Origin of the sequence: Intrasporangium flavum, assembly GCF_001956915.1 — a bacterium.
Taxonomy (GTDB): domain Bacteria; phylum Actinomycetota; class Actinomycetes; order Actinomycetales; family Dermatophilaceae; genus Monashia; species Monashia flava.
Map to the genome: position 1 here is coordinate 90124 of NZ_MLJO01000016.1, position 20009 is coordinate 110132.

Below are 20009 nucleotides of genomic sequence, written 5' to 3' on the forward strand. Positions count from 1 at the left end.
GGCATCGGGTGGGCGGTCGGTCGGGGGCGGTCGGTAGGGGCCGCTGGTCAGCGGGTGCCGGCCGCGACGCGTCGGCCGGGCAGGCGCAGGCCGGCGCGGGCCGTCTTGGCGGGCTTGGTGGTGGGTGCGGCGACGGCGTCGGGGGCGCGGTGGGCCAGGGCCTCACGCAGCTGGGCGCGTCCACGGTGGATCCGCGAGCGGACGGTGCCGAGCTTGACCCCGAGGGTCGCGCTGATCTCCTCGTAGGACAGGCCCTCGATGTCGCACAGGACGACGGCCGCGCGGAACTCCGGCGCGAGCGCGTCGAGGGCGCGCTGGACGTCGTCGTCGAAGCGGGCGTCGTGGTAGGTCTGCTCCGGCCCCTTCTCGTAGCTCGGCAGGCGGCCGGCGGCGTCCTCGGGCAGCGCGTCGAAGCGGATCCGCTGCTTGCGACGCATCTTGTCGAGGAAGACGTTCGTCGTGATGCGGTGCAGCCAGCCCTCGAACGTGCCGGGCTGGTAGGAGTGGAGCGAGCGGAAGACCCGGACGAAGACGTCGTGGGTGAGGTCCTCGGCGTCGTGCGGGTTGCCCGTGAGGCGGTAGGCCAGGCGGTAGACGCGCGCGGAGTGCTGCTCGACGATCTCCTCCCACGTGGGAGGGGTCCACGTCGAGTCGGCCGGCGCCACCGTCGAGGTGGGCTGGGTGGACGTCACGCTGCTGGTCACGAGAGAGCCTGAGGCCTTTCAGAGGATCGGTTCAACGACGTGAACGCGCCGCGCCGCTGATTCGTTCCCCCTCACAGTGCCCGATCGCGCTGTCCGGCTACCAGCCGGAACCTGTGCGCACGCTGTGAGACGGGCACGGCCAAGCGGTGCCGAACGCGTCGGGCCGGGGTCGACGCGCCCGCGGGCACCGCGCGCCTCACGCCTCGGCGGCACCCCGGCCACCTGCCGTGCCGCGGGCGCCCTGCTCGCTCGCGTCGTCGGGGACGGCCTCGTGGTGGCGCAGCCCCGGCGTCCGTTCCCGCTCCTTCATCTCCGCCTCGAACAGGTGGCGCCGGCCGCCGACGAGGCGCTCGCGCGCCTCCCGCTCGAACCGTCGGAAGGTCGCGTAGTAGCCGTCGTCGTACTCCTCGATGACCTGGAAGGTCCAGCGGCCCTCGAGGACGTTGCGCCCGACGAGCTCGCGGTCGATGCGGTCGGCGAGCTCGCAATGGCCTGCGTCGCGGAGCAGGTCGACGGCCTCCCCGAGGGCGAGGTCGGCCGTGCCCGTGAGCCGGTGGAACCCGTAGAGGTGGCCGCGCGCGTCCTCGATGACCTCGAGGGCCTCCGAGAGCTTGCCCAGCGCCTCGACGGTCGCGTCGTCGACACCGGCCGGGCGACGGTGCTCGTCGGTGGGCCGGTCGGCGTCCGGGGGCGTCGTCGGCAGGTCCGTGTCGTCCATGCCCGCACCATAGGCACGCCGGGCCGCGGCTCGCCCGGATTACGACGTGCCCGCCGCAGTAGGGTTGCGGCCATGAGTTCGCAGAAGGTCGCCGCGTGGTCGCACGCCGAGGAGTTCGTCGCCCCGAGCGAGCACGTCGAGCAGGCCCGCCTGCGCGGCGAGGAGCTCGGCGCCCGGCCCGTCGGCAACGGGGTCGGCGCGACCCTCCAGGTGCTGGCCGCCGCCACCGGCGCCAAGGCCGTCATGGAGGTCGGCACCGGCGCGGGCGCGTCCGGCCTGTGGCTCCTCGGCGGCATGCCGGCCGACGGCGTCCTCACGACGATCGACCTCGACACCGAGCACCAGCGCGCCGCCCGCGACGCCTTCTCGGCCGCCGGCGTGGCCCACCAGCGCACCCGCGTCATCGCCGGTCGCGCCCTCGACGTCCTGCCCCGGATGACCGACGCCGCCTACGACCTCGTCGTCGTCGACGCCGACAAGGAGGAGTACCCCGACTACGTCGAGCAGGCCGCGCGCCTGCTCCGCCCCGGGGGCACCCTCGTGCTCACGTGGTCCGACGACGAGTCCGACCCCGCCCGGCGCGACCCGGAGACCCGCACGCTGCGCGAGGTCGGGCGCACCATGCGCGACCACGACCGCTTCACCGTCGCGCTCCTGCCGGTGAGCGACGGCCTGCTCGTCGCCGTCAAGGGCTGACGCGCGGGCCGTCACGCCCGCCACACCCTTCCCGTCAGGCACCTCCCGCCACCCTGCGGGGGCACGTGCGCCCACCCCTCGGACGCCGCGCCGGTGGACGTTCCGGGACGTACCCGGACAGACCGCCCCCGGGTGTCCGGGATGTCGGCGTCGACCCGTCTGCGGGCGCCCCGTGAGGGCTAGCCTTGGCCTCCTCACGGTTCGTTCTGCTGCCGGGCCAGGCCCGGCTCGCCACACGAGACGGGCGCGCATGAGCACGATCGAGCAACCCTCCACCCCATCGGCCGGGGGCCCCGGCGCACGACCTCCGCTCACCCCCGACCGGCCCGCGCCGGCCGAGGGACCCGATCGCCCCGCGGCCCAGGGCCAGGCCCAGCGCCAGGGCCCGACGGCGCGCGACCTCGCCGAGGCCGCCCGCGCGGCCGGTACGGCGAGCGCCGACCGTGGGCACCGTCCCGGACGCCTGGCCCGCCGGACGCGTCCGGCGCCGTCCCGCGGGGGTCGTGACGCGTCGCCGACGGCCGCACCGCCCGCGCCGCTGACCGCCGAGGCCTTCACCGACGAGGGCCTCCTCGGCCGGGAGCGCGCCACCGCCCGCACCGGCTGGCGTCGCCGGGTGACGACGGTCACCGGGGGCCGGGTCGCCCCGGGTCCGGGCGCGGCCGAGCGGCGCCGGGACGCGCTCGAGTCACGCGTCCGCGCCCCCATCGAGGGCACCCGGCGCATCGTCGTCATGAGCCGCAAGGGCGGCGTCGGCAAGACGACCGTCACCGTCGGGCTGGGCGCGACCTTCGCCCAGGGCCGCGGCGACCGGGTCGTGGCCGTCGACGCCAACCCCGACGCCGGCAACCTCGCCCGGCGCATCGCCGGCGACTGCCCCCGCACCATCACCGACCTGCTGTCCGACGTCGACGCCATCGACACCGTCGGGGCGATGCGGCGCTACACCTCGCAGTGCCACGAGTCGCGCCTCGAGGTGCTCGCCTCCGACGACGACGCGAGCATCAGCCAGGCCCTCGACCGCCCGGCCTACCGGCGCGTCGTGTCACTGCTCGACGTCTACTACAACCTCGTCCTGCTCGACACCGGCACCGGCATCCTCGACAGCGCCAACCAGGGCCTCATCGCCGAGGCCGACCAGCTCGTCCTCGTCCTGCGCCCGGCCCTCGACGGCGCCCGGGCCGGCGCCCAGACCCTCGACTGGCTCGACGCGCACGGCTTCGGCGACCTCGTGTCCTCGGCGGTCGTCGTCGTCAACGCCGTCACCCACCCCGGCGAGCCGGCGGTCATGGCGATCACCGAGCACTTCTCCGGTCGCTGCGCGCACGTGTCCCACATCCCGTGGGACCCCGCCCTCGAGACCGGCGGTCGCACGCTGCTCTCGCGCCTCTCACCGCCGACGCGTGAGGCGTTCCTCGACGTCGCGGCCGCCGTGGCCGACCGCTTCGGCGTCGCCGTCCCCTGACCCCCGGCCGGACCGCGCTCCCCCGGCCGGGACGCACGACGGCCCCCGACCTACAGGTCGGGGGCCGTCGGAGCCCGGGGCGAGGATCCCTCGCCGGACGGCGTCAGCTGACGCCGTCGCACCCCTGGATGGCGTCGCGCAGAGCCGCAGCCTCGTCGGGAGTCATCTCGACGACGAGCCGGCCGCCGCCCTCGAGGGGCATTCGCAGGACGATGCCGCGACCCTCCTTGACGACCTCCAGCGGTCCGTCTCCGGTCCTCGGCTTCATTGCTGCCATGGTTCCCCTTCCCTAGGAATCCTCGCGCTTTGGTCCCATTATTCCGTGTCTCGATTCCGAGACCTAATCCGGGACGTGACGAACCGCACGTGGGGCCGCCCGACCTACCGCGGCAGGCCCCGATGGGACAGAGTGACGCCCATGACCGCACCCCAGGACGACCAGACCCCCGACGCCGCCGCGGGCGTCCGCGCCGCAGCCGGAACCGACGCCCCCGGCCCCCTCGTCGTCGAGGTGGACGGCGGCGTGGCGTGGGTGCGGCTCGCCCGCCCCGACGCCATGAACGCCCTCGACGAGGCCCTCAAGGACGCCCTCGTCGAGGCCCTCGAGTCGCTCGCCGCCGACGAGACCGTCCGCTGCGTCGTGCTCACCGGCACCGGCCGGGCCTTCTGCGTCGGGCAGGACCTCAAGGAGCACGTGCGCAGCCTCGCCGACGAGAGCGCGACGCTCGCGACGACGGTGACCCGGCACTACAACCGGATCGTCACCGCGCTCGCGACGATGAACAAGCCGGTCCTCGCCGCCCTCAACGGTGTCGCCGCCGGGGCCGGCCTCAGCTTCGCGCTGGCCTGCGACGTGCGGGTCGCGGCCGACACCGCCGGGCTCAACACCTCGTTCGCCGGGATCGCGCTGTCGTGCGACTCCGGGGCCTCGTGGTCGCTGCCGCGCCTCGTCGGCACGGCCCGCGCCAAGGACCTGCTGATGTTCCCGCGGACCGTCGGGGCGCAGGAGGCGCTGGAGCTGGGGCTGGTCAACCGCGTCGTGCCGGCCGCCGAGCTCGAGGGCACCGTGCGCGAGCTCGCCAGCACCCTCGCCGCCGGGCCCACGCTGGCCTACGGCTCGATCCGGCGGGCCGTGGCCTTCAGCGCCACCGCACCCCTGGCGGACGCCCTGGCCAACGAGGCCGAGCTCATGGCCTACACGGGGCACAGCGTCGACCACCGCGCGGCGGTCGACGCGTTCCTGGCCAAGGAGAAGCCGGTCTACACCGGCCGCTGAGGCCCGTGACCCCGCCGTGGCCGGCCGGTCACGGCGGGTAGTCGCCGTTCGGCGAGGGCACGTACCGCCAGAGGATGTCGGTCCAGTACCACTGGCCCACGACGAAGAGGACGAACAGGGGTCCGGCGCGCAGCAGCAGCCGGGTCCACGTCGTGCCCCGTCGGTCCTGCCAGCCGGTGCCGGTGACGACGGCGAGCAGCGGGAAGAGCGGCACGAGGTAGCGGAAGATGCTCGTGAACGGGTCGAGCACCGCCGCGAGGTAGGCCGGGTAGGCCAGCGACCAGGTGCGCAGCTCGGCGCCGAGCGCCTTCGCCCAAGGGCCGGCGACGAGCGCGACGATCGCGATCGGCACGACCCAGAGGAGCACCGGCCCCCACGTGTCGCCGAAGACGTACCGGGCCATGCCGGCCCACGGCGTGAACGGCTCGACGGTGCCCGAGCCGCGCCACGAGCCCATGGTGCGGGTGTACGCGTCGCGCTCCCCGGTGGCCCACCACGCGATCGCTGGCCAGAGGAACCCGGCCACGCCGCACGCCACGAGGGAGGTCAGGCCGGCGGCGTACTCCCCGCGTGACACCGGACGCTCCCCGCGGGCGCGCCAGCGCAGCCACAGCGCCACAAGGGTCACGACGCCGAGCGGCACCGCGACCGGGCGCGTCAGGCCGAGCAGGACGGCCACACCCGCGGCGACGAGCCAGCGCTCGCGGGCGAGGGCGTAGAGGTAGCCGACGAGCAGCAGCATCGCCGGGGCCTCGGTGTAGGCCAGCTGGAGGGTGACCGACGCCGGGAAGCTGGCCCACAGCAGGACGACCGCGAGCGCCGCCCGGTCGCCGATGCGGTCGCGCAGGAGCAGCCCCATGAGCACCGCGGCGCCGAACCCGCACAGCAGGGCGATCGTCGAGCCGGCCGCGGGGAAGGACAGGCCGGTGGCCATGAGGGCTCGCGAGGCGTACGGGAACAGGGGGTAGAAGGCCCACGCGTTCTGCCGCACGGCCCCGAGCTCGTCGACCGGCAGCTGCGAGGGGTACCCGTCGAGGGCGATGGTCTGGTACCACTGCCCGTCCCACAGCGCCGTGAAGGGGAAGAAGGTGACCGGGACGTCGTCCCCGCCCGTCATGCCGGTCGGCACCTGGTGGCGCATGACGAGCAGCAGGATCGTCGTCGTGACGACCCGCGCCAGGGCGTAGAGCCCCAGCACCCACCCGACGAACGCCCGGCGGGACAGGCTCGGGGCGAGGTCCCTCATGCGGTGCGGCTGTCCTTCACCGCGGTCGGCTCGACCTCCGGCTCCGCCGGCTCAGCGGGCTCAGCGGGCTCCGTGGGCTCGGCCGGCTCCGTCTGGTCGGCCGGCTCGGTCTGGTCGGCCGGCTCGGTCTGGTCGGCCGGCTCGGTCTGGTCGGCCAGCTCGGTGGCCTCGGCGGGCTCGGCTTCGTCGGGCCCACCGCGTGCGGCCCCGCCGCGGAGCACGGCGATCTGCTCGTCCTTCTCGCGCAGCTCGCGCCGGAGCCGGTCGACGACGCCGTCGACCTGGCTCATCCGGTAGCCGCGGGCCGAGACGTCGAAGACGAGGTCGTCGAAGTCGTCGTCGGCGATGGGCTCCTCGGGCAGCGGCTCGTGCGCCAGCGACGCCGTGGGGCGGCCAAGGCCACCACCGGCCAGGCCGAGGATCATCGCGACGACCGCGCACACGACGACGACGCCGACGAGCAGGATGAGCCACTTCACGACGCGGCCCCCTCGTCCTCGGTGCGGACGTCTCCCTCGTCGGACGGCGTCGGGCGGGTCTGCTCGGGCTCCTCGAAGGCGCGGATGGCCCGGACGGCCTCCGCGGGGTCGTCGGTGACGATGAGACGGTCGAGGTCGGCCGGCGAGATCATTCCCTGCCCGAGCACGGTGCCGCGCAGCCACTCGAGCAGCCCGGACCAGTACGCCGCGCCCATGAGCACGACGGGGAACTCGGTGACCTTCTGCGTCTGGGCGAGGGTCAGCGCCTCGAAGAGCTCGTCGAGGGTGCCGTAGCCGCCCGGAAGGACGATGAAGCCTCGCGAGTACTTGAGGAACATGACCTTGCGGGCGAAGAAGTACCGGAAGTTGATGCCGAGGTCGACGTACTCGTTGAGGCCGGTCTCGAACGGCAGCTCGATGCCCAGGCCCACCGACGTGCCACGGGCGTCGTACGCGCCGCGGTTGGCGGCCTCCATCGCCCCTGGGCCGCCGCCGGTGATGACGGCGTAGCCGGCCTCGACGAGCCGCCGGCCGACCTCGACGCCCATCGCGTACGCGGGGTCGTCGACGCCCGTGCGGGCCGAGCCGAAGACGGCGACCGCGGGCCCGAGCTCGGCCAGCGAGCCGAAGCCCTCGACGAACTCGGACTGGATCCGCATGACGCGCCACGGGTCGGCGTGCAGCCAGTCGGTGCGCTGCGGCGTCTGGAGGAGCCGCTGGTCGGTGGTCGTCGGGGGCACCTGCCCCCGGCGCAGGGTGACCGGGCCGGTCTGGCGCCGGGTCTCGGCGCGACCGCCCGGCCTCGAGGCCGGCGCGGCCGGACGCGTCGGCGTCGGCTCGTCGGCGGAGGCGTGCTCGTCGTCAGTCACAGCGTCACCCTACGTGCCGGTGCCGTGCGCGGACGCGTCAGCCGAGCCAGCGCAGCAGCGCGGCCTCGGCGTCGACGTACTGGGCCACCGGACAGTGCTCGTCGTCCATGTGGGCCAGGTTCGGGTCGCCGGGGCCGAAGTTGACGGCCGGGATGCCGAGCGCGGTGAACCGCGCGACGTCGGTCCAGCCCTCCTTGGCGTCGACGGGCGCGCCGAGCGACTCGACGAACGCCTTCGCCGCGGGCAGCTGCAGACCGGGGCGCGCGCCGTCGGCGGCATCGCCCAGGGTCACCTCGAAGCCCTCGAAGACGTGCTGGACGTGGGCGAACGCCTCGGTGGAGTCCTTGTCGGGGGCGTACCGGTAGTTGACGGTGACGGTGCACCGGTCCGGGATGACGTTGCCGGCGATGCCACCGGTGATGCCGACCGCCTGCAGCGCCTCGTGGTAGTCGAGACCGTCGACGGTGATCGTCTCGGCCTCGTAGGCGGTGAGGCGCGACAGCACGGTGGCGGCGTCGTGGATGGCGTTGTGCCCCTTCCACGGCCGGGCCGAGTGCGCGGCCGTGCCGGTCGTCGTCACCTCGGCGCGCAGCGTGCCCTTGCAGCCACCCTCGATGGCGCCGTTGGTCGGCTCGAGGAGCACGGCGAAGTCGCCGGCGAGCAGGTCGGGGCGGTTCTGCCCCACCCGAGCCAGGCCGTTGTACTTCCCGTCGATCTCCTCGCACTCGTAGAAGAGGAAGGTGAGGTCGCGGTTCGGCTCGGCCAGCTGGGCGGCGATGCGGAGCATGACGCCGACGCCGCCCTTCATGTCGACGGTGCCGCGGCCCCAGAGGTCGTCGCCCACGCGTCGGGTGGGCAGGTTGGGCTCGACCGTGAGCGGCACGGTGTCGATGTGACCGGCGAGCACGACGCGCTCGGCGCGGCCGAGGTCGGTGCGGGCCACGACGGTGTTGCCGTCGCGGACGACCTCGAGGTGGGCCAGCGGTCGCAGCGCCGCCTCGATCGCGTCGGCGAGGGACTGCTCGTCCTGGCTCACCGACTCGATGTCGCAGATCGCGGCGACGAGCGAGGTGACGTCGCTCGACAGGTCGAGCGACGGGGCCGTCGGCCCGGCGGTCGGCCCGTCCTTCCGCACGGCGGTCGGCTCGGCGGTCACAGGCTCGGTGGACGGCGTCGGCTGCGGCATACCCGGAAGGCTAGCGGGGCGGCTGCCCGCCAGCCGGACGGGCCGGCGCTCGGGTTTCGACCAGCGGGCGGCGCGGCCCTATCCTTTCGCGCATGTCGGAGCGCAGCGCATGGGGACACGGACTGACGACGATCACGGACGGCGGGCAGGTGCTCGACACGTGGTTCCCCGAGCCGGCGCTGGGCGCCCGGCCGGCCGACGCGGGCACGCCCGCGGGGCTCGCCTCCCTCGCCGGTGAGGACACCGTGCGCCGCGTCCGCACCGAGGTGCGGCTCGTCGAGATCGACCTCGACGCCGCCCCGGCCGACGCCCCCGACGCCTACCTGCGCCTGCACCTGCTCTCGCACTGCCTCGTGGCGCCGAACACCGTCAACCTCGACGGCGTCTTCGGGGTCCTGCCGAACGTCGTGTGGACGAGCGTCGGCGCCTGCCCGGTCGAGGGCTTCGAGCAGACCCGGATGCGGCTGCGCACCTCGGGCCGGCACGTCGCGGTCTACGGCATCGACAAGTTCCCGCGGATGACCGACTTCGTCGTCCCGGCCGGCGTGCGCATCGCCGACGCCGACCGCGTCCGCCTCGGCGCCCACCTCTCGCCGGGCACGACGGTCATGCACGAGGGCTTCTGCAACTTCAACGCCGGCACGCTCGGCACCTCGATGGTCGAGGGCCGCATCGTGCAGGGCGTCGTCGTCGGCGACGGCTCCGACATCGGGGCGGGCGCCTCGATCATGGGCACGTTGTCGGGCGGCGGCACGGAACGCGTCAGCATCGGTGAGCGTTGTCTCGTCGGAGCCAACGGCGGCATCGGGATCGCCCTCGGCGACGACTGCGTCGTCGAGGCCGGTCTCTACGTGACGGCGGGCACCAAGGTGACCCTCCCCGACGGCTCGGTCGTCAAGGCCCGCGAGCTGTCGGGGTCGAGCAACGTCCTGTTCATCCGCAACAGCGTGACCGGCGCCGTCGAGGCCCGCGACCGCGCGGGTACGGGCATCGCGCTCAACGCCGCGCTCCACGCCAACGACTGACCCCCGCAGCACCGACCGACGACCCACCGACGCCCGACCGACGCACCGACCGACGGACCGCACGACCCGGCGAGCGACGCCGACGACGACGAGGACCCCATGCCGACCCGCCAGCGCCCGACTCTCGCCGAGTCCCGCGCGCCCCGGCCCAGCGCCGCCCGACGCCGGCGGCGCTCGGTGGTCGTGCTCGTCGTCGTCGCGCTCCTGGCCACCGCGGCCTGGTTCGGGGCCCGGTTCCTCTACACGAGCGTCGTCAACCCGACCTGCACCATCACCGCGGGCGGCATGACCGAGACCTTCGACCCGGACCAGACCGCAAACGCCGCGCTCATCGCCGCCCTCGCCGTCAAGCGCGAGCTGCCGCCGCGGGCCGCGACCATCGCGCTGACGACGGCCTTCCAGGAGTCGAAGATCCGCAACCTGCGCTACGGCGACCGCGACTCCCTGGGCCTGTTCCAGCAGCGGCCGAGCCAGGGCTGGGGCACCGAGAAGCAGATCCTCGACATGGTCCACGCGACGAACGCCTTCTACGACGCGCTCGTGAAGTTCAAGGGCTACCAGACCGCCGACATCACGACCATCGCCCAGAAGGTCCAGCGCAGCGGCTTCCCCGAGGCCTACCGCGACCACGAGGGGCAGGGCCGGGTGCTCGCCTCGACGCTGACCGGGCACTCCCCCGCCGGGCTGACCTGCCGCCTCGACGCCGTCAAGACGAGCGTCGCCCCGGACCGGGTCGCGAGCGACCTCGCCGAGCAGATGGGCATCACCTCGGTGCGCACCGGCGAGGGGCGGGTCGTCGTCACGGCACCGAACGCGACGCTCGCCTGGGCCGTCGCGCACTGGGGCGTCGCCCGGGCCGAGCAGTACGGCGCCACCCGCGTCGCGATCGGCGACCGCGTCTGGGACCGCTCGAAGGGCGACGAGGGCTGGTCGGCGGGCTCGGCCGGCACCACGGTCACCATCACACTCGGCTGAGCCCGGTGGCGGCGCGTCAGCCGATGCCGGCGACCGCGTCGAGGTGCTGGAGCAGCTCGTGCGCGGCGAGCTCGACCTTCTTGTGGCGCCACTCGGCCGCGCGGTACACGCACGCGATGAGCCCGCTGCGGTGCACCCGGCGCAGGTCGCCGCAGACGAAGGCGTACCGGGCCTTGGTGCCCTCGTTGGCGCCCTCGGTCAGCCCGAGGTGCCACGACGCGTAGTCCTCCCACGAGTGCCGCTCGAGGTAGGCGTTCTGGGCCTCGGCGTCGGGCTGCACCTGACCCCAGTCGCTGTCGAGCACGTACTGCCGCCGGTCGATGCGCTCGCGCACCGCCGCCACCGCCGCGTCGTTGACCGTGTACGTCGCCATGCCCCCACCATGCCCCACCACACCGGCGACCGAACGAGTCGTTCGGTGCCGAACTCGGCGCCGGAGCGCGAACACCCCGGTGCACCGACGCCTTCGGCACCGAACGAGTCGTTCGGTGCCGAAGGCGTCGGGTGGTGCGGCGGCCGGTGGCCGGCGGCTCAGCGCTGCGGGTAGTCGCGCTCCGGCGAGCCGGTGTAGATCTGGCGCGGACGGCCGATCTTGGTCTCCGGGTCGTTCATCATCTCGCGCCACTGGGCGATCCAGCCCGGGAGGCGGCCGATGGCGAACAGGACCGTGAACATCTTCGTCGGGAAGCCCATCGCCTTGTAGATGAGGCCCGTGTAGAAGTCGACGTTCGGGTACAGCTTGCGCTCGACGAAGTAGTCGTCGGCCAGCGCGATCTCCTCGAGGCCCTTGGCGAGGTCGAGCAGCGGGTCGTCGTGGCCGAGCTTGGCCAGGATCTCGTCGGCCGACTTCTTGATGATGGCCGCGCGCGGGTCATAGTTCTTGTAGACCCGGTGGCCGAAGCCCATGAGCCGGACGCCGCCCTCCTTGTTCTTGACCTTCTCCATGAACTTCTTCGGGTCGTCGCCCGAGGCGTGGAGCTGGTCGAGCATGTCGAGCACGGCCGAGTTGGCACCGCCGTGGAGCGGGCCGCTCAGGGCGTGGATGCCCGCGGAGACGGAGTTGAAGAGGTTGGCGTGCGCCGAGCCGACGAGGCGGACCGTCGAGGTGGAGCAGTTCTGCTCGTGGTCGGCGTGCAGGATGAAGAGCAGGTCGAGGGCCTTGGCGATCGTCGGGTCGACGTCGTAGGGCTCCACCGGGTAGCCGAAGGTCATCCGGAGGAAGTTCTCGACGAGCGAGAGCGAGTTGTCCGGGTACATGTACGGCTGGCCGACGCTCTTCTTGTGGGCCATCGCCGCGATGGTCGGCAGCTTGGCCAGGAGGCGGACCGTCGAGATCTCGACCTGCTCCTGGTCGAACGGGTCGAGGCTGTCCTGGTAGAAGGTGCCGAGCGCCGAGACGGCCGAGGAGAGCACCGGCATCGGGTGAGCGTCGCGCGGGAAGCCGTTGAAGAAGGCGCGGAGGTCCTCGTGCAGCATCGTGTGCCGGCGGATGGAGTCCTCGAAGCGCGTCAGCTCCTCGGGGGTCGGCAGCTCGCCGTAGATGAGCAGGTAGGACACCTCGGTGAAGGTCGAGTTCGCCGCGAGCTGCTCGATCGGGTAGCCGCGGTAGCGCAGGATGCCCGCGTCGCCGTCGATGTAGGTGATGTCGCTCTTGCACGACGCGGTGTTGACGAAGCCGACGTCGTAGGTGACCAGGCCGGTCTCCTTGAGCAGCGAGCTCACACCGAGCCCGTCATTGCCCTCGACGGCCTCGACACCGGGGAAGGTGAGCTCCTTGTCGGCGACCTTGAGCGTCGCGTCCACTGCCTTCGTCACTTCGTTCCTCCTGGTTGCCCCGGGCACGAGGCGCTGAGTCTTCGTATTCCGCAGCGACGTTACCCCAGCGTCACCTGACGTGAGAAAACCGGTCCGCCGAGGGCCTGCGGCTCAGAGCCGCTCGCAGGCGGCGGCGATGCGCTCGTCGCTCGCCGTCAGGGCGATGCGCACGTGGCGCGCACCGGCGCTGCCGTAGAAGGCTCCCGGCGCCACGAGCAGGCCCCGCGCGGCGAGGTCGGCCACGGTGTCCCAGCAGTCCTCGTCGCGGGTGGCCCACAGGTAGAGGCCGGCCTCGGAGTGGTCGACGCGCAGCCCGGCCCGCGTGACCGCCTCGAGCAGCAGGGCCCGGCGCCGCGCGTAGACCTCGCGCTGGGCCTCGACGTGGGCGTCGTCGCGCAGCGCCGCGGCCATCGCGGCCTGCACCGGCGCCGGCATGATCATGCCGGCGTGCTTGCGGACCTCGAGGACGCGGCCGACGAGCGCGGGGTCGCCGGCGAGGAGCGCCGCGCGGTACCCGGCGAGGTTGGACTGCTTGGACAGCGAGTACACCGCGAGCAGGCCGGTGTGGTCGCCGTCGCAGACGTCGGGGTGCAGGATGCTCGGCGTTGCGGTGCCGTACTGCCCCTCGCGCCAGTCGAGCTCGGCGTAGCACTCGTCGCTCGCGACGACGACGCCGTGGCGACGTGCCCACTCGACGACCTTGCGCAGGTGGCCGACGCCGAGGACCTGGCCGTGCGGGTTGCCGGGGCTGTTGAGCCACAGCAGCTTCGGTGTCGTGGACGGCGTCAGCGGGCCGAGCCCGGTGAGCGAGCCGACGACGCGCGGGGTGGCTCCGGCGAGGCGCGCGCCGATGTCGTAGGTGGGGTAGGCCACCTCGGGGATGCCGACGACGTCGCCGTGCCGGACCCCGAGCAGGGTCGGCAGCCACGCGACGAGCTCCTTGCTGCCGATGGTCGGCAGCACGGCGTCGGCGCCGAGCCCGGGTACGCCACGACGGCGCGCGAACCACTCGACGATCGCGGCCCGGAGGTCGGCCGTGCCGACGGTCAGCGGGTAGCCCGGCGCGTCGGCCGCGTCGGCGAGCGCATGCCGGACGACCTCGGGCGTCGGGTCGACGGGCGTGCCGACCGAGAGGTCGACCAGGCCCCCGGGATGGGCACTCGCCCGCGCCTTGTGCGGCGCGAGCGAGTCCCACGGGAACGCAGGCAGGTCGAGCGGCGCGAGACCGGTGCCGGGAGCCACGGCGTCGTCAGCCGGACGCGTCACTCGTCGTGCGACTGGGGCGGCAGCGCCGCTACGAGCGGGTGGTCCTTGTCGATGACGCCGAGCTTGGCGGCACCACCCGGGCTGCCGAGGTCGTTGAAGAACTCGACGTTGGCGTTGTAGTAGTCGGCCCACTGCTCGGGGACGTCGTCCTCGTAGTAGATGGCCTCGACCGGGCACACCGGCTCGCACGCGCCGCAGTCGACGCACTCGTCGGGGTGGATGTACAGCGAACGCTTGCCCTCGTAGATGCAGTCGACCGGACACTCCTCGATGCACGCGCGGTCCTTGAGGTCGACGCACGGCTGGGCGATGACGTAGGTCATGGGGAGGGGACCTCCTGGGAGCGTTCGGGGTGGGCTGCTGCACCGCCTAGTATGCCGGACATGACTGGCGAGCCCATGCACGACCCCGCTGCTGAGACGGGTCCCGAGGACGGCCCCCTGGGCGACCGCGAGAACGCCTCCGCGGCGGGCGCGTCGGGCTCCACCGACACCGCCGGCCACCGCGCCACCGCGGGCCTGACGGTCGGCGGCCGCGTCGTCGTGCGCTACCGCCTCGAGGAGGGCAGCGACGCCGGCGCCACCGACTTCGTCGGCGAGCTCGTCGCCCGCAACGACGACTTCATCATCGTCGACGCCCGGGTGGGCGGGGCCGGCCAGGGCGGTGCATCCGGTCAGGCGACCGAGCGGGTCAAGCTGATCCGCGCCGACGTCATCGCCGCCAAGGACGTCCCGCCGCCGGCGAGCCAGCCGGGGCGGGCCCACGAGCGCGTCTCGGCCGACGAGCTCGAGAAGCTCATGTCGCGGGGCTGGCAGCCCACCGAGCGCAAGGGCCTCGGCGACTGGGTGCTGCGTTCCGCGTCAGGCTTCACCGGCCGGGCGAACTCCGTTCTCGTCGTGGGCGATCCGAGCCTCCCGCTCGACAAGGCGATCGACTACGCCGAGGCCTGGTACGCCGGGCACGAGGCGCCGGCCCTGTTCCAGCTGCACGGCCCCACCGGCTTCGAGGTGGCCGAGCAGCCCGTCGGCCACGCGCTCCTCGAGCGTGGCTACGCCGTCGGCGGCGGCCGCCCCGACTGGACCCGCGTCCTCGTGCTCACCGCCCTGTCGGCGCAGGTGCCACCACTCACCACCGAGTCGGTCCCGGTCAACGCCGACGCGGCCCTGTCGCCGGAGTGGCTCATGGCCTACGCCGCGCAGCGCAGCGTCGTCCCCGGCACCACCGAGGCGGTCCTCACCGGCAGCGAGGGGCAGCTGTTCCTGTCGGTCCGTGACGAGGCGAGCAAGAAGGTCGTCGGCATCGCCCGGATGGCCATCCACCCCGGCTGGGCCGGCATCTTCGGCCTCTGGGTCCACCCCGACCACCGTCGCCACAGCATCGCCTCGACCATCGTGTCGGCGATCGGCATGGTGGCGCGCGAGAACAACATGCCGGCGATCTACCTGCAGGTCTCGGGCGACAACGCCGACGGCATCGCCTTCTGGAACGGGCTCGGCTTCCGGACCCACCACGAGTACACCTACCTGGCCAAGCCGGAGGCCTGACGGGCGGTCACCGCCGGGGGCGGGCTCGCCCCCACGGTCACGGCGGCGTGACGAACGGGTTCGTGCACACGACACGGTCCTGGGCCACGTACCGCGTCGTGACGGGCTCGCTGCGGACGAGCTCGGGCGAGCCGGGCTTGAACCACTGCCGCGTCACGGTGACGGTGAAGCCCGCGACGGGCTGCCTCGGGATGCACGAGAGGTCACCACGGCTCACCGAACGGGGCTCGACGACGTCGGTGCGCAGCCCGTCGACGGATCGCACGTCCCACACGCGGGTGCTCCAGAGCCGGCCGTGGACGACACCGTCGGTCACCCACGCCTGCAGGAGCATCCCGTACGGCGAGTCGTTCTGCCACGCGGTGTCGACCGTCGGCCAGTAGACGGCGGCGTCCCGGCCGACCGGGTAGCGCGCCTGGTAGGAGGCGTGCGCCCGCGCCTCGGTGATGGGGACGCCGGCGAAGTAGGCGAGGTTGTAGACGACCGTCGGGATCGGCGAGATCCCGCCTCCCGTGCCCTGCAGCACGTGGCCGTCGACGACGACCGCGCTCTCGGGGTCCCACGTCTCGCCCGAGGTCAGGACCCCCTCGCCGAGGACGGAGCGGAGGCTGAAGGCTCCCCCTGGCGGGACGTACGTGCCGTTGAGCCGCTGCGTGGCCGCGACGAGGCGCCGGGTCAGGGCCGCGTCGCCCTTGGGGAAGGCGGCGTCGAAGCGGGACACCGCGGTGGTGACGCCGGCAGCCTGGGCGTCGGCCGTCGTGAAGGCCGGGGCCGCGGCCACCGCGCCGACGTCGACGACCCGCGTCGAGCCGCTGATGGCCGCGGCGAAGCGCTTGGCGACCGCGTCCTCGTCGACGGCCGCACCGTCGACCGAGGGCACCAGCACCGGCGGTGCGTCGGTCGTGCTCAGCGTCCAGCGCGCGTTCGTGGCGACCTTCGTCGACACCGTGACCCGCGAGGCGACGAGGTGGGCCAGCCCCGGCTCGTCGAAGACGAGTTCGAGCGCGCCGGTGCCGTCGGGCTTGGCCGAGACGAAGGGCGCGAAGGCCGACGGGCCGACGACGGCCCGCGCCGGGCCGGCGACGAGCGTCACCGGTCCGGAGACGACGGCCCGGCCGACGGTGTCGGCGAACCGCTGGATGTCGGGGGCGGCGACGTCGGGACGGATGACGTGGACCGCCGCGGTGGCCACCGCGGTGTCGGGGAAGGCGAGCCTCAGGGCCAGCTTCGTGGCCGGGACGTCGAGGGTGGCGCCCGGCCGGGAGGGGTCGACGGACACCCGCCCTCCACCGAACGCGACGCCGCCCTGGTGCGGCTGCTGCTCGACCGTGGGGGCCAGCGCCGTGACGTAGGCCTGCAGGAGGTCGTCGTCGGCGCTCGTGAGCAGGGGGCGCTGCACCGTGCCGGTGAGCCGGTCCCAGATCCGGGTGGGGCTAAGGGTGAAACCGGTGAGTCCCTCGAGCGAGCGGTCGACGTCGACGTGCAGCCCCGCCTTCGACGGCACCACCTGCAAGGGGTCCGCGCGGCCGGGCACGGTCAGGGCGATGGGGCGCGCGAGCACCTCGCCCGCACCGCGCTGCACCCGCGCCACGGCGTGCTCGGGCGTCATGCCGCCGACCTGGATGCCGCCGACGGTGACGCTCGAGGGCAGGTGCTCGGAGGACCAGTAGCCGAGTCCCACGTAGGCGCCGCCGAGGACGACGGCGGCCACGAGGAGGCGCAGTGCGGTGCCGCGGCTCTCGCGTCGGGGCTGGGGCTGCCAGGTCTCCATGGTTCTCCGTGCGCGGCGTCGTGCGCGGTGTCGTGCTGGGGCGTCGTGCGGGGGCACGGCCTCGGGTGCGGTTCAGGTGGCACGAACGGTAACGCGCGCGGGGGCGCGAGACCGCGAGGCGGGTCCGGCGCGCCCCGGACGTGACCGACTCGTTGCCGCCCCGTGACGCGTGGCGCCGGAGTCTGCGGGAGCCCGCGGCCCGCGGGTGCCCGCGGGCTCAGGCGAGGAGGCCGGGCTCCGAGGCCGCCACGGCGCCGCCCACGGTCTGCCACGTCAGGGGGTCGACGCGTCGGAACCCCTCGCGCGCCGTCGTGCGGGCCGCGATGAGGTTCGACAGGGCGTGCACGTCCTCGCTCGCGACGATGACCTGGGTGGCGTGCGCGCGCAGCGCGTCGTTCTTGACGCGTCGGGCGGCCGCGTCCTCGACGACGTGCGTGACGCGCTCGTCGGCGACGACCGACGGCGGGAAGGGGTCGGTGCGGGCGGGCAGCACGAGCGGCGGCAGCCCGTCGGGCCGGGCGCGCGTCGCGGGGTCCGCCTCGAGCAGCCAGGACCGGTCCGCCCGGGCCCACGACACCGGCGTCAGGATCTCGAAGGTGCGCTCGGGGCGCTCGGACTCCTCGAGCAGCGGCAGGGCCCGACGCACGGCGTCGTGGGTGCGCACATGGTCGGGGTGGCCGTAGCCGCCGTGCTCGTCGTAGGTGACGACGACGTCGGGGCGGACCGAGCGCAGCACGTCGGCCACGAGCGCCGCCACCTCGTCGAGGTCGGCGCCGGCGAACGCGTCGGGGCGCGAGGCTGCGGGCGAGCCGGCCATGCCGGAGTCGCGGAAGCGCGACAGCCGGCCGGTGGCGGGGTCGGCGCCGAGCACGTGCATCGTGGCGCCGAGGCGCGCCAGGGCCTCGGTGAGCTCGGCGTGCCGGTGCGGCCCGAGGGCGTCGTCGGGGTGCCCCTCGAGGTGGGTGAGGTCGGCGGGGATGACCTCGCCCTCCTCCCCCAGCGTGCACGTCAGCACGTGCACCTCGTCGCCGCGGGCCACGTGGTGGGCCATGGCGACGCCGCACGTCAGCGTCTCGTCGTCGGGGTGGGCGTGGACGAACAGGAGCCGGGCCACGGGGCCTCCTCGGTGCGGGGCGGGTGGACGGAGGTCAGCGGACGGCGACGGTGGCGAGGTCGACGATGCCGCCGACCGCGTGGTCCTCGTAGTGCACGACGCCCGCGCCGTGCAGGTAGAGGGCCTTGGTCGCCGACAGCGCGACGTAGCCGCCGGCGTCGCGCAGCGCGGTGTCGGCCTGCAGCCAGACCTTCTCGCGCTGCGCCGGGTCGGCGGTGCCCCCGGCCTTGTCGATGAGCCCGTTGACGGTCTTGTCGTCGAAGTAGCCGACGTCCTGCCCCGGGCCGGTGGAGTCGATGTTGATGCGCGAGTCGAACAGGGCCGGCAGGACCCCGGAGGCCGACGGCCAGTCGGGCGTCCAGACGCCGCGGAACACGTCGAACGACGAGCCGGACGTCTTGCGCTCGATCGTCTCGTAGTACTCCTCGGGCGGGACGCCGGTCAGCTGGACGTCGAAGCCGGCGCGCTCCCAGCCGGCGGCCAGCGAGGCGTAGGCCTTGTCGCCGAGGACCGAGCGCGCGTAGACGACGCGCACCTTCACCGGCGTCTTGACGCCGGCCTGGTCGAGGACGCGGCGGGCCTGCTCGGGGTCGCCGTCGACCTTCGCGCCGCTCGGCACCTCGACCGTCGACGGGTCGACCGCCGGCGACAGGATCGACCACGTCGGCGTGCCGGCGCCCTCGCCGCCGTTGGCGGTGACGTACGTGGCGCGGTTGGTCGCGAGCGAGAACGCCTTGCGCACAGCAGGATTCGACATGACCTTGCTGCGCATGTTGAGCGCCAGGTAGTCGACGCTGCCCGTGTACGGGAACGTGAGGCGGGCCTGCAGGTCGGTGCCGGCCTGGTTGCGCAGCGTCGGGCTCGCCTGGACCCACGACACCGCGTTGGTGTCGTCGTCGCTCTGGTTGAGCAGGCGCTGGATGACCGTCGACTCACCGAGCCCGGCGGTCACCTCGATGCGGTCGGGGTAGGCCTCGCGCACCGGGTCGGTGCGGGGGTCCCAGTTCGTGTTGCGCACGAACGTGCCCCCCTCGCCGGGCTTCCACGGCTGTTCGAGCCGGTAGGGGCCGCTCGACATGACGTCGTAGGAGGTCTTGTCGTCCTTGCGGTCGCTCGAGGCCTTGCGGGGGGCGAACTCCGGCAGCGCCACGACCTGCGGGAAGTCGGGCTCGGCGTCGCGCAGGTGGAAGGTGATGGTGCGCCCCGAGCAGGCGACGGCCTGGTCGAAGTCCTTCTGGTGGTCCTTGTCGCCGGGGCCCTGGTAGACGGGCTTCTCCAGGCCCTCGGCCGTGACCCGGGTCGGGATGTCGAGCAGGAAGCTGGCGTAGTTCGTGCCGCCGACGTGCGTGCGCCGGTCGAAGGTGCGGGCGATGCCGTGGCGGACGTCCTCGCACGTGATCGGCGAGCCGTCCTGCCACTTCAGACCCTCACGCAGCGTGAACGTCCACGTCCTGGCGCCGTCCTTGGGTGTGCCGGTGTCGGTGGCGAGGTCGGGCACGACGTCGCGCTGGTGCTCGCCGGTGCCGTAGGCGGTCAGGCCCCGGGCGAAGACGCGCTGGGCGAAGAAGGCCTCGGGCCCGACGTACATCAGCTGCGGGTCCCAGGTCGCGACGTCGCCGGCGACGAGCACCTTGAGCGTGCCGCCCGGCCCGGGGGCCGCGTCGCTGCCGGCGGTCGAGGCCGACGAGTGGGCGACGTCGGTGGCCGAGCCGGCCTCACCCGCGGCGGTGCAGCCGGTGGCCGCCGTCGACAGGACGACGGCGGCGACACCGGCCAGCGCGGCCCGCCGGGACGCCCAGGAGCCCCCGGGCGTCCGCGACCTCCGCGACGTCAAGGACCCCACGGACCGCCGAAGTGCAC

20 protein-coding genes are annotated in these 20009 nt (G+C 73.8%); 6 read left to right on the forward strand and 14 right to left on the reverse strand.

Translation table 11 applies throughout. The features are described from left to right. Window positions 1–47: 47 nt before the first annotated feature. Window positions 48–704 carry an RNA polymerase sigma factor SigE gene (gene sigE, locus BIV28_RS13410; protein ID WP_076262627.1) on the reverse strand — a complete coding sequence of 219 codons (657 nt, stop codon included), beginning with the start codon at window positions 702–704 and terminating at the stop codon, window positions 48–50. 196 nt (window positions 705–900) lie between these two features. After that, complete coding sequence (locus tag BIV28_RS13415) at window positions 901–1422, reverse strand: hypothetical protein (protein WP_076262628.1); 522 nt, start codon at window positions 1420–1422, stop codon at window positions 901–903. 72 nt (window positions 1423–1494) lie between these two features. Here BIV28_RS13415 and BIV28_RS13420 point away from each other — a divergent pair, with 72 nt between their 5' ends. Together BIV28_RS13420 and BIV28_RS13425 are read left to right on the forward strand one after the other, a co-directional pair. Beyond that, complete coding sequence (locus BIV28_RS13420) at window positions 1495–2118, forward strand: O-methyltransferase (protein ID WP_076262629.1); 624 nt, start codon at window positions 1495–1497, stop codon at window positions 2116–2118. 250 nt (window positions 2119–2368) lie between these two features. After that, window positions 2369–3583, forward strand: a complete 1215-nt coding sequence (locus BIV28_RS13425) for a MinD/ParA family ATP-binding protein (protein WP_083707327.1) — start codon at window positions 2369–2371, stop codon at window positions 3581–3583. A gap of 103 nt (window positions 3584–3686) precedes the next feature. Here BIV28_RS13425 and BIV28_RS13430 read toward each other — a convergent pair whose 3' ends face one another. Continuing rightward, a complete protein-coding gene (locus tag BIV28_RS13430) occupies window positions 3687–3860 on the reverse strand; it encodes a DUF3117 domain-containing protein (RefSeq protein ID WP_076262632.1) in 174 nt (57 codons plus the stop codon). A 141-nt stretch (window positions 3861–4001) separates the two neighbouring features. On the opposite strand from BIV28_RS13430, the gene BIV28_RS13435 reads away from it, so the two are divergent. Further along, window positions 4002–4859: an enoyl-CoA hydratase/isomerase family protein gene (locus BIV28_RS13435; RefSeq protein WP_083707328.1), complete on the forward strand. Its 858-nt coding sequence runs from the start codon at window positions 4002–4004 to the stop codon at window positions 4857–4859. Window positions 4860–4887: 28 nt separating this feature from the next. Here the strand turns inward: BIV28_RS13435 and BIV28_RS13440 are convergent, their stop codons facing one another. The 4 genes from BIV28_RS13440 to dapE form a co-directional block, all read right to left on the reverse strand. Then, the gene (locus tag BIV28_RS13440; RefSeq protein ID WP_076262633.1) at window positions 4888–6105 is read right to left on the reverse strand and encodes a glycosyltransferase family protein; all 1218 of its coding nucleotides are present in this window, start codon (window positions 6103–6105) and stop codon (window positions 4888–4890) included. Continuing rightward, window positions 6102–6584 (reverse strand): cell division protein DivIVA, encoded by a 483-nt coding sequence (locus BIV28_RS20045; RefSeq protein WP_207555978.1) that lies wholly within the window; start codon window positions 6582–6584, stop codon window positions 6102–6104. Before BIV28_RS20045 ends, BIV28_RS13440 begins: the two co-directional genes overlap by 4 nt. Beyond that, window positions 6581–7339 carry an LOG family protein gene (locus tag BIV28_RS13450; RefSeq protein ID WP_076262707.1) on the reverse strand — a complete coding sequence of 253 codons (759 nt, stop codon included), beginning with the start codon at window positions 7337–7339 and terminating at the stop codon, window positions 6581–6583. The genes BIV28_RS20045 and BIV28_RS13450 overlap by 4 nt, the downstream gene beginning before the upstream one ends. A gap of 151 nt (window positions 7340–7490) precedes the next feature. Continuing rightward, window positions 7491–8639: a succinyl-diaminopimelate desuccinylase gene (dapE, locus tag BIV28_RS13455; protein WP_083707330.1), complete on the reverse strand. Its 1149-nt coding sequence runs from the start codon at window positions 8637–8639 to the stop codon at window positions 7491–7493. A 92-nt stretch (window positions 8640–8731) separates the two neighbouring features. On the opposite strand from dapE, the gene dapD reads away from it, so the two are divergent. Continuing rightward, window positions 8732–9664 (forward strand): 2,3,4,5-tetrahydropyridine-2,6-dicarboxylate N-succinyltransferase, encoded by a 933-nt coding sequence (gene dapD / locus BIV28_RS13460; protein WP_076262637.1) that lies wholly within the window; start codon window positions 8732–8734, stop codon window positions 9662–9664. Between the two features lie 99 nt (window positions 9665–9763). Next, complete coding sequence (locus BIV28_RS13465; protein ID WP_076262639.1) at window positions 9764–10639, forward strand: hypothetical protein; 876 nt, start codon at window positions 9764–9766, stop codon at window positions 10637–10639. Between the two features lie 16 nt (window positions 10640–10655). Here BIV28_RS13465 and BIV28_RS13470 read toward each other — a convergent pair whose 3' ends face one another. The 4 genes from BIV28_RS13470 to fdxA form a co-directional block, all read right to left on the reverse strand. Continuing rightward, on the reverse strand, window positions 10656–11012 hold the full coding sequence (locus BIV28_RS13470; protein ID WP_076262640.1) for a hypothetical protein: 357 nt from the start codon (window positions 11010–11012) through the stop codon (window positions 10656–10658). 158 nt (window positions 11013–11170) lie between these two features. Beyond that, the gene (locus BIV28_RS13475) at window positions 11171–12454 is read right to left on the reverse strand and encodes a citrate synthase (protein WP_076262642.1); all 1284 of its coding nucleotides are present in this window, start codon (window positions 12452–12454) and stop codon (window positions 11171–11173) included. Window positions 12455–12565: 111 nt separating this feature from the next. Beyond that, a complete protein-coding gene (gene dapC / locus BIV28_RS13480; RefSeq protein ID WP_278247778.1) occupies window positions 12566–13720 on the reverse strand; it encodes a succinyldiaminopimelate transaminase in 1155 nt (384 codons plus the stop codon). Further along, on the reverse strand, window positions 13717–14043 hold the full coding sequence (gene fdxA / locus BIV28_RS13485; RefSeq protein WP_076262643.1) for a ferredoxin: 327 nt from the start codon (window positions 14041–14043) through the stop codon (window positions 13717–13719). Before fdxA ends, dapC begins: the two co-directional genes overlap by 4 nt. Before the next feature lie 60 nt (window positions 14044–14103). Here fdxA and BIV28_RS13490 point away from each other — a divergent pair, with 60 nt between their 5' ends. Then, window positions 14104–15264 (forward strand): GNAT family N-acetyltransferase, encoded by a 1161-nt coding sequence (locus tag BIV28_RS13490; protein ID WP_242653009.1) that lies wholly within the window; start codon window positions 14104–14106, stop codon window positions 15262–15264. 37 nt (window positions 15265–15301) lie between these two features. On the opposite strand, the gene BIV28_RS13495 is transcribed toward BIV28_RS13490, so the two are convergent. From BIV28_RS13495 to BIV28_RS13505, 3 genes are all read right to left on the reverse strand, one after another. Further along, window positions 15302–17035, reverse strand: coding sequence for a VanW family protein (locus BIV28_RS13495; RefSeq protein WP_076262647.1), 1734 nt, complete (start codon window positions 17033–17035; stop codon window positions 15302–15304). Window positions 17036–17252: 217 nt separating this feature from the next. Further along, the gene (mshB, locus tag BIV28_RS13500) at window positions 17253–18149 is read right to left on the reverse strand and encodes an N-acetyl-1-D-myo-inositol-2-amino-2-deoxy-alpha-D-glucopyranoside deacetylase (RefSeq protein ID WP_076262648.1); all 897 of its coding nucleotides are present in this window, start codon (window positions 18147–18149) and stop codon (window positions 17253–17255) included. Between the two features lie 34 nt (window positions 18150–18183). Next, complete coding sequence (locus tag BIV28_RS13505; RefSeq protein ID WP_076262650.1) at window positions 18184–19983, reverse strand: ABC transporter substrate-binding protein; 1800 nt, start codon at window positions 19981–19983, stop codon at window positions 18184–18186. Window positions 19984–20009: the final 26 nt, after the last annotated feature.

What these genes read in the sequence shown, in the direction of transcription:
- BIV28_RS13415 (WP_076262628.1), bottom strand. Translation starts at nt 1,422, where the DNA reads ATGGACGACACGGACCTGCCGACGACGCCCCCGGACGCCGACCGGCCC.
- BIV28_RS13420 (WP_076262629.1), top strand. Translation starts at nt 1,495, where the DNA reads ATGAGTTCGCAGAAGGTCGCCGCGTGGTCGCACGCCGAGGAGTTCGTC.
- BIV28_RS13425 (WP_083707327.1), top strand. Translation starts at nt 2,369, where the DNA reads ATGAGCACGATCGAGCAACCCTCCACCCCATCGGCCGGGGGCCCCGGC.
- BIV28_RS13430 (WP_076262632.1), bottom strand. Translation starts at nt 3,860, where the DNA reads ATGGCAGCAATGAAGCCGAGGACCGGAGACGGACCGCTGGAGGTCGTC.
- BIV28_RS13435 (WP_083707328.1), top strand. Translation starts at nt 4,002, where the DNA reads ATGACCGCACCCCAGGACGACCAGACCCCCGACGCCGCCGCGGGCGTC.
- BIV28_RS13440 (WP_076262633.1), bottom strand. Translation starts at nt 6,105, where the DNA reads ATGAGGGACCTCGCCCCGAGCCTGTCCCGCCGGGCGTTCGTCGGGTGG.
- dapE (WP_083707330.1), bottom strand. Translation starts at nt 8,639, where the DNA reads ATGCCGCAGCCGACGCCGTCCACCGAGCCTGTGACCGCCGAGCCGACC.
- dapD (WP_076262637.1), top strand. Translation starts at nt 8,732, where the DNA reads ATGTCGGAGCGCAGCGCATGGGGACACGGACTGACGACGATCACGGAC.
- BIV28_RS13465 (WP_076262639.1), top strand. Translation starts at nt 9,764, where the DNA reads ATGCCGACCCGCCAGCGCCCGACTCTCGCCGAGTCCCGCGCGCCCCGG.
- BIV28_RS13470 (WP_076262640.1), bottom strand. Translation starts at nt 11,012, where the DNA reads ATGGCGACGTACACGGTCAACGACGCGGCGGTGGCGGCGGTGCGCGAG.
- fdxA (WP_076262643.1), bottom strand. Translation starts at nt 14,043, where the DNA reads ATGACCTACGTCATCGCCCAGCCGTGCGTCGACCTCAAGGACCGCGCG.
- BIV28_RS13490 (WP_242653009.1), top strand. Translation starts at nt 14,104, where the DNA reads ATGACTGGCGAGCCCATGCACGACCCCGCTGCTGAGACGGGTCCCGAG.
- BIV28_RS13495 (WP_076262647.1), bottom strand. Translation starts at nt 17,035, where the DNA reads ATGGAGACCTGGCAGCCCCAGCCCCGACGCGAGAGCCGCGGCACCGCA.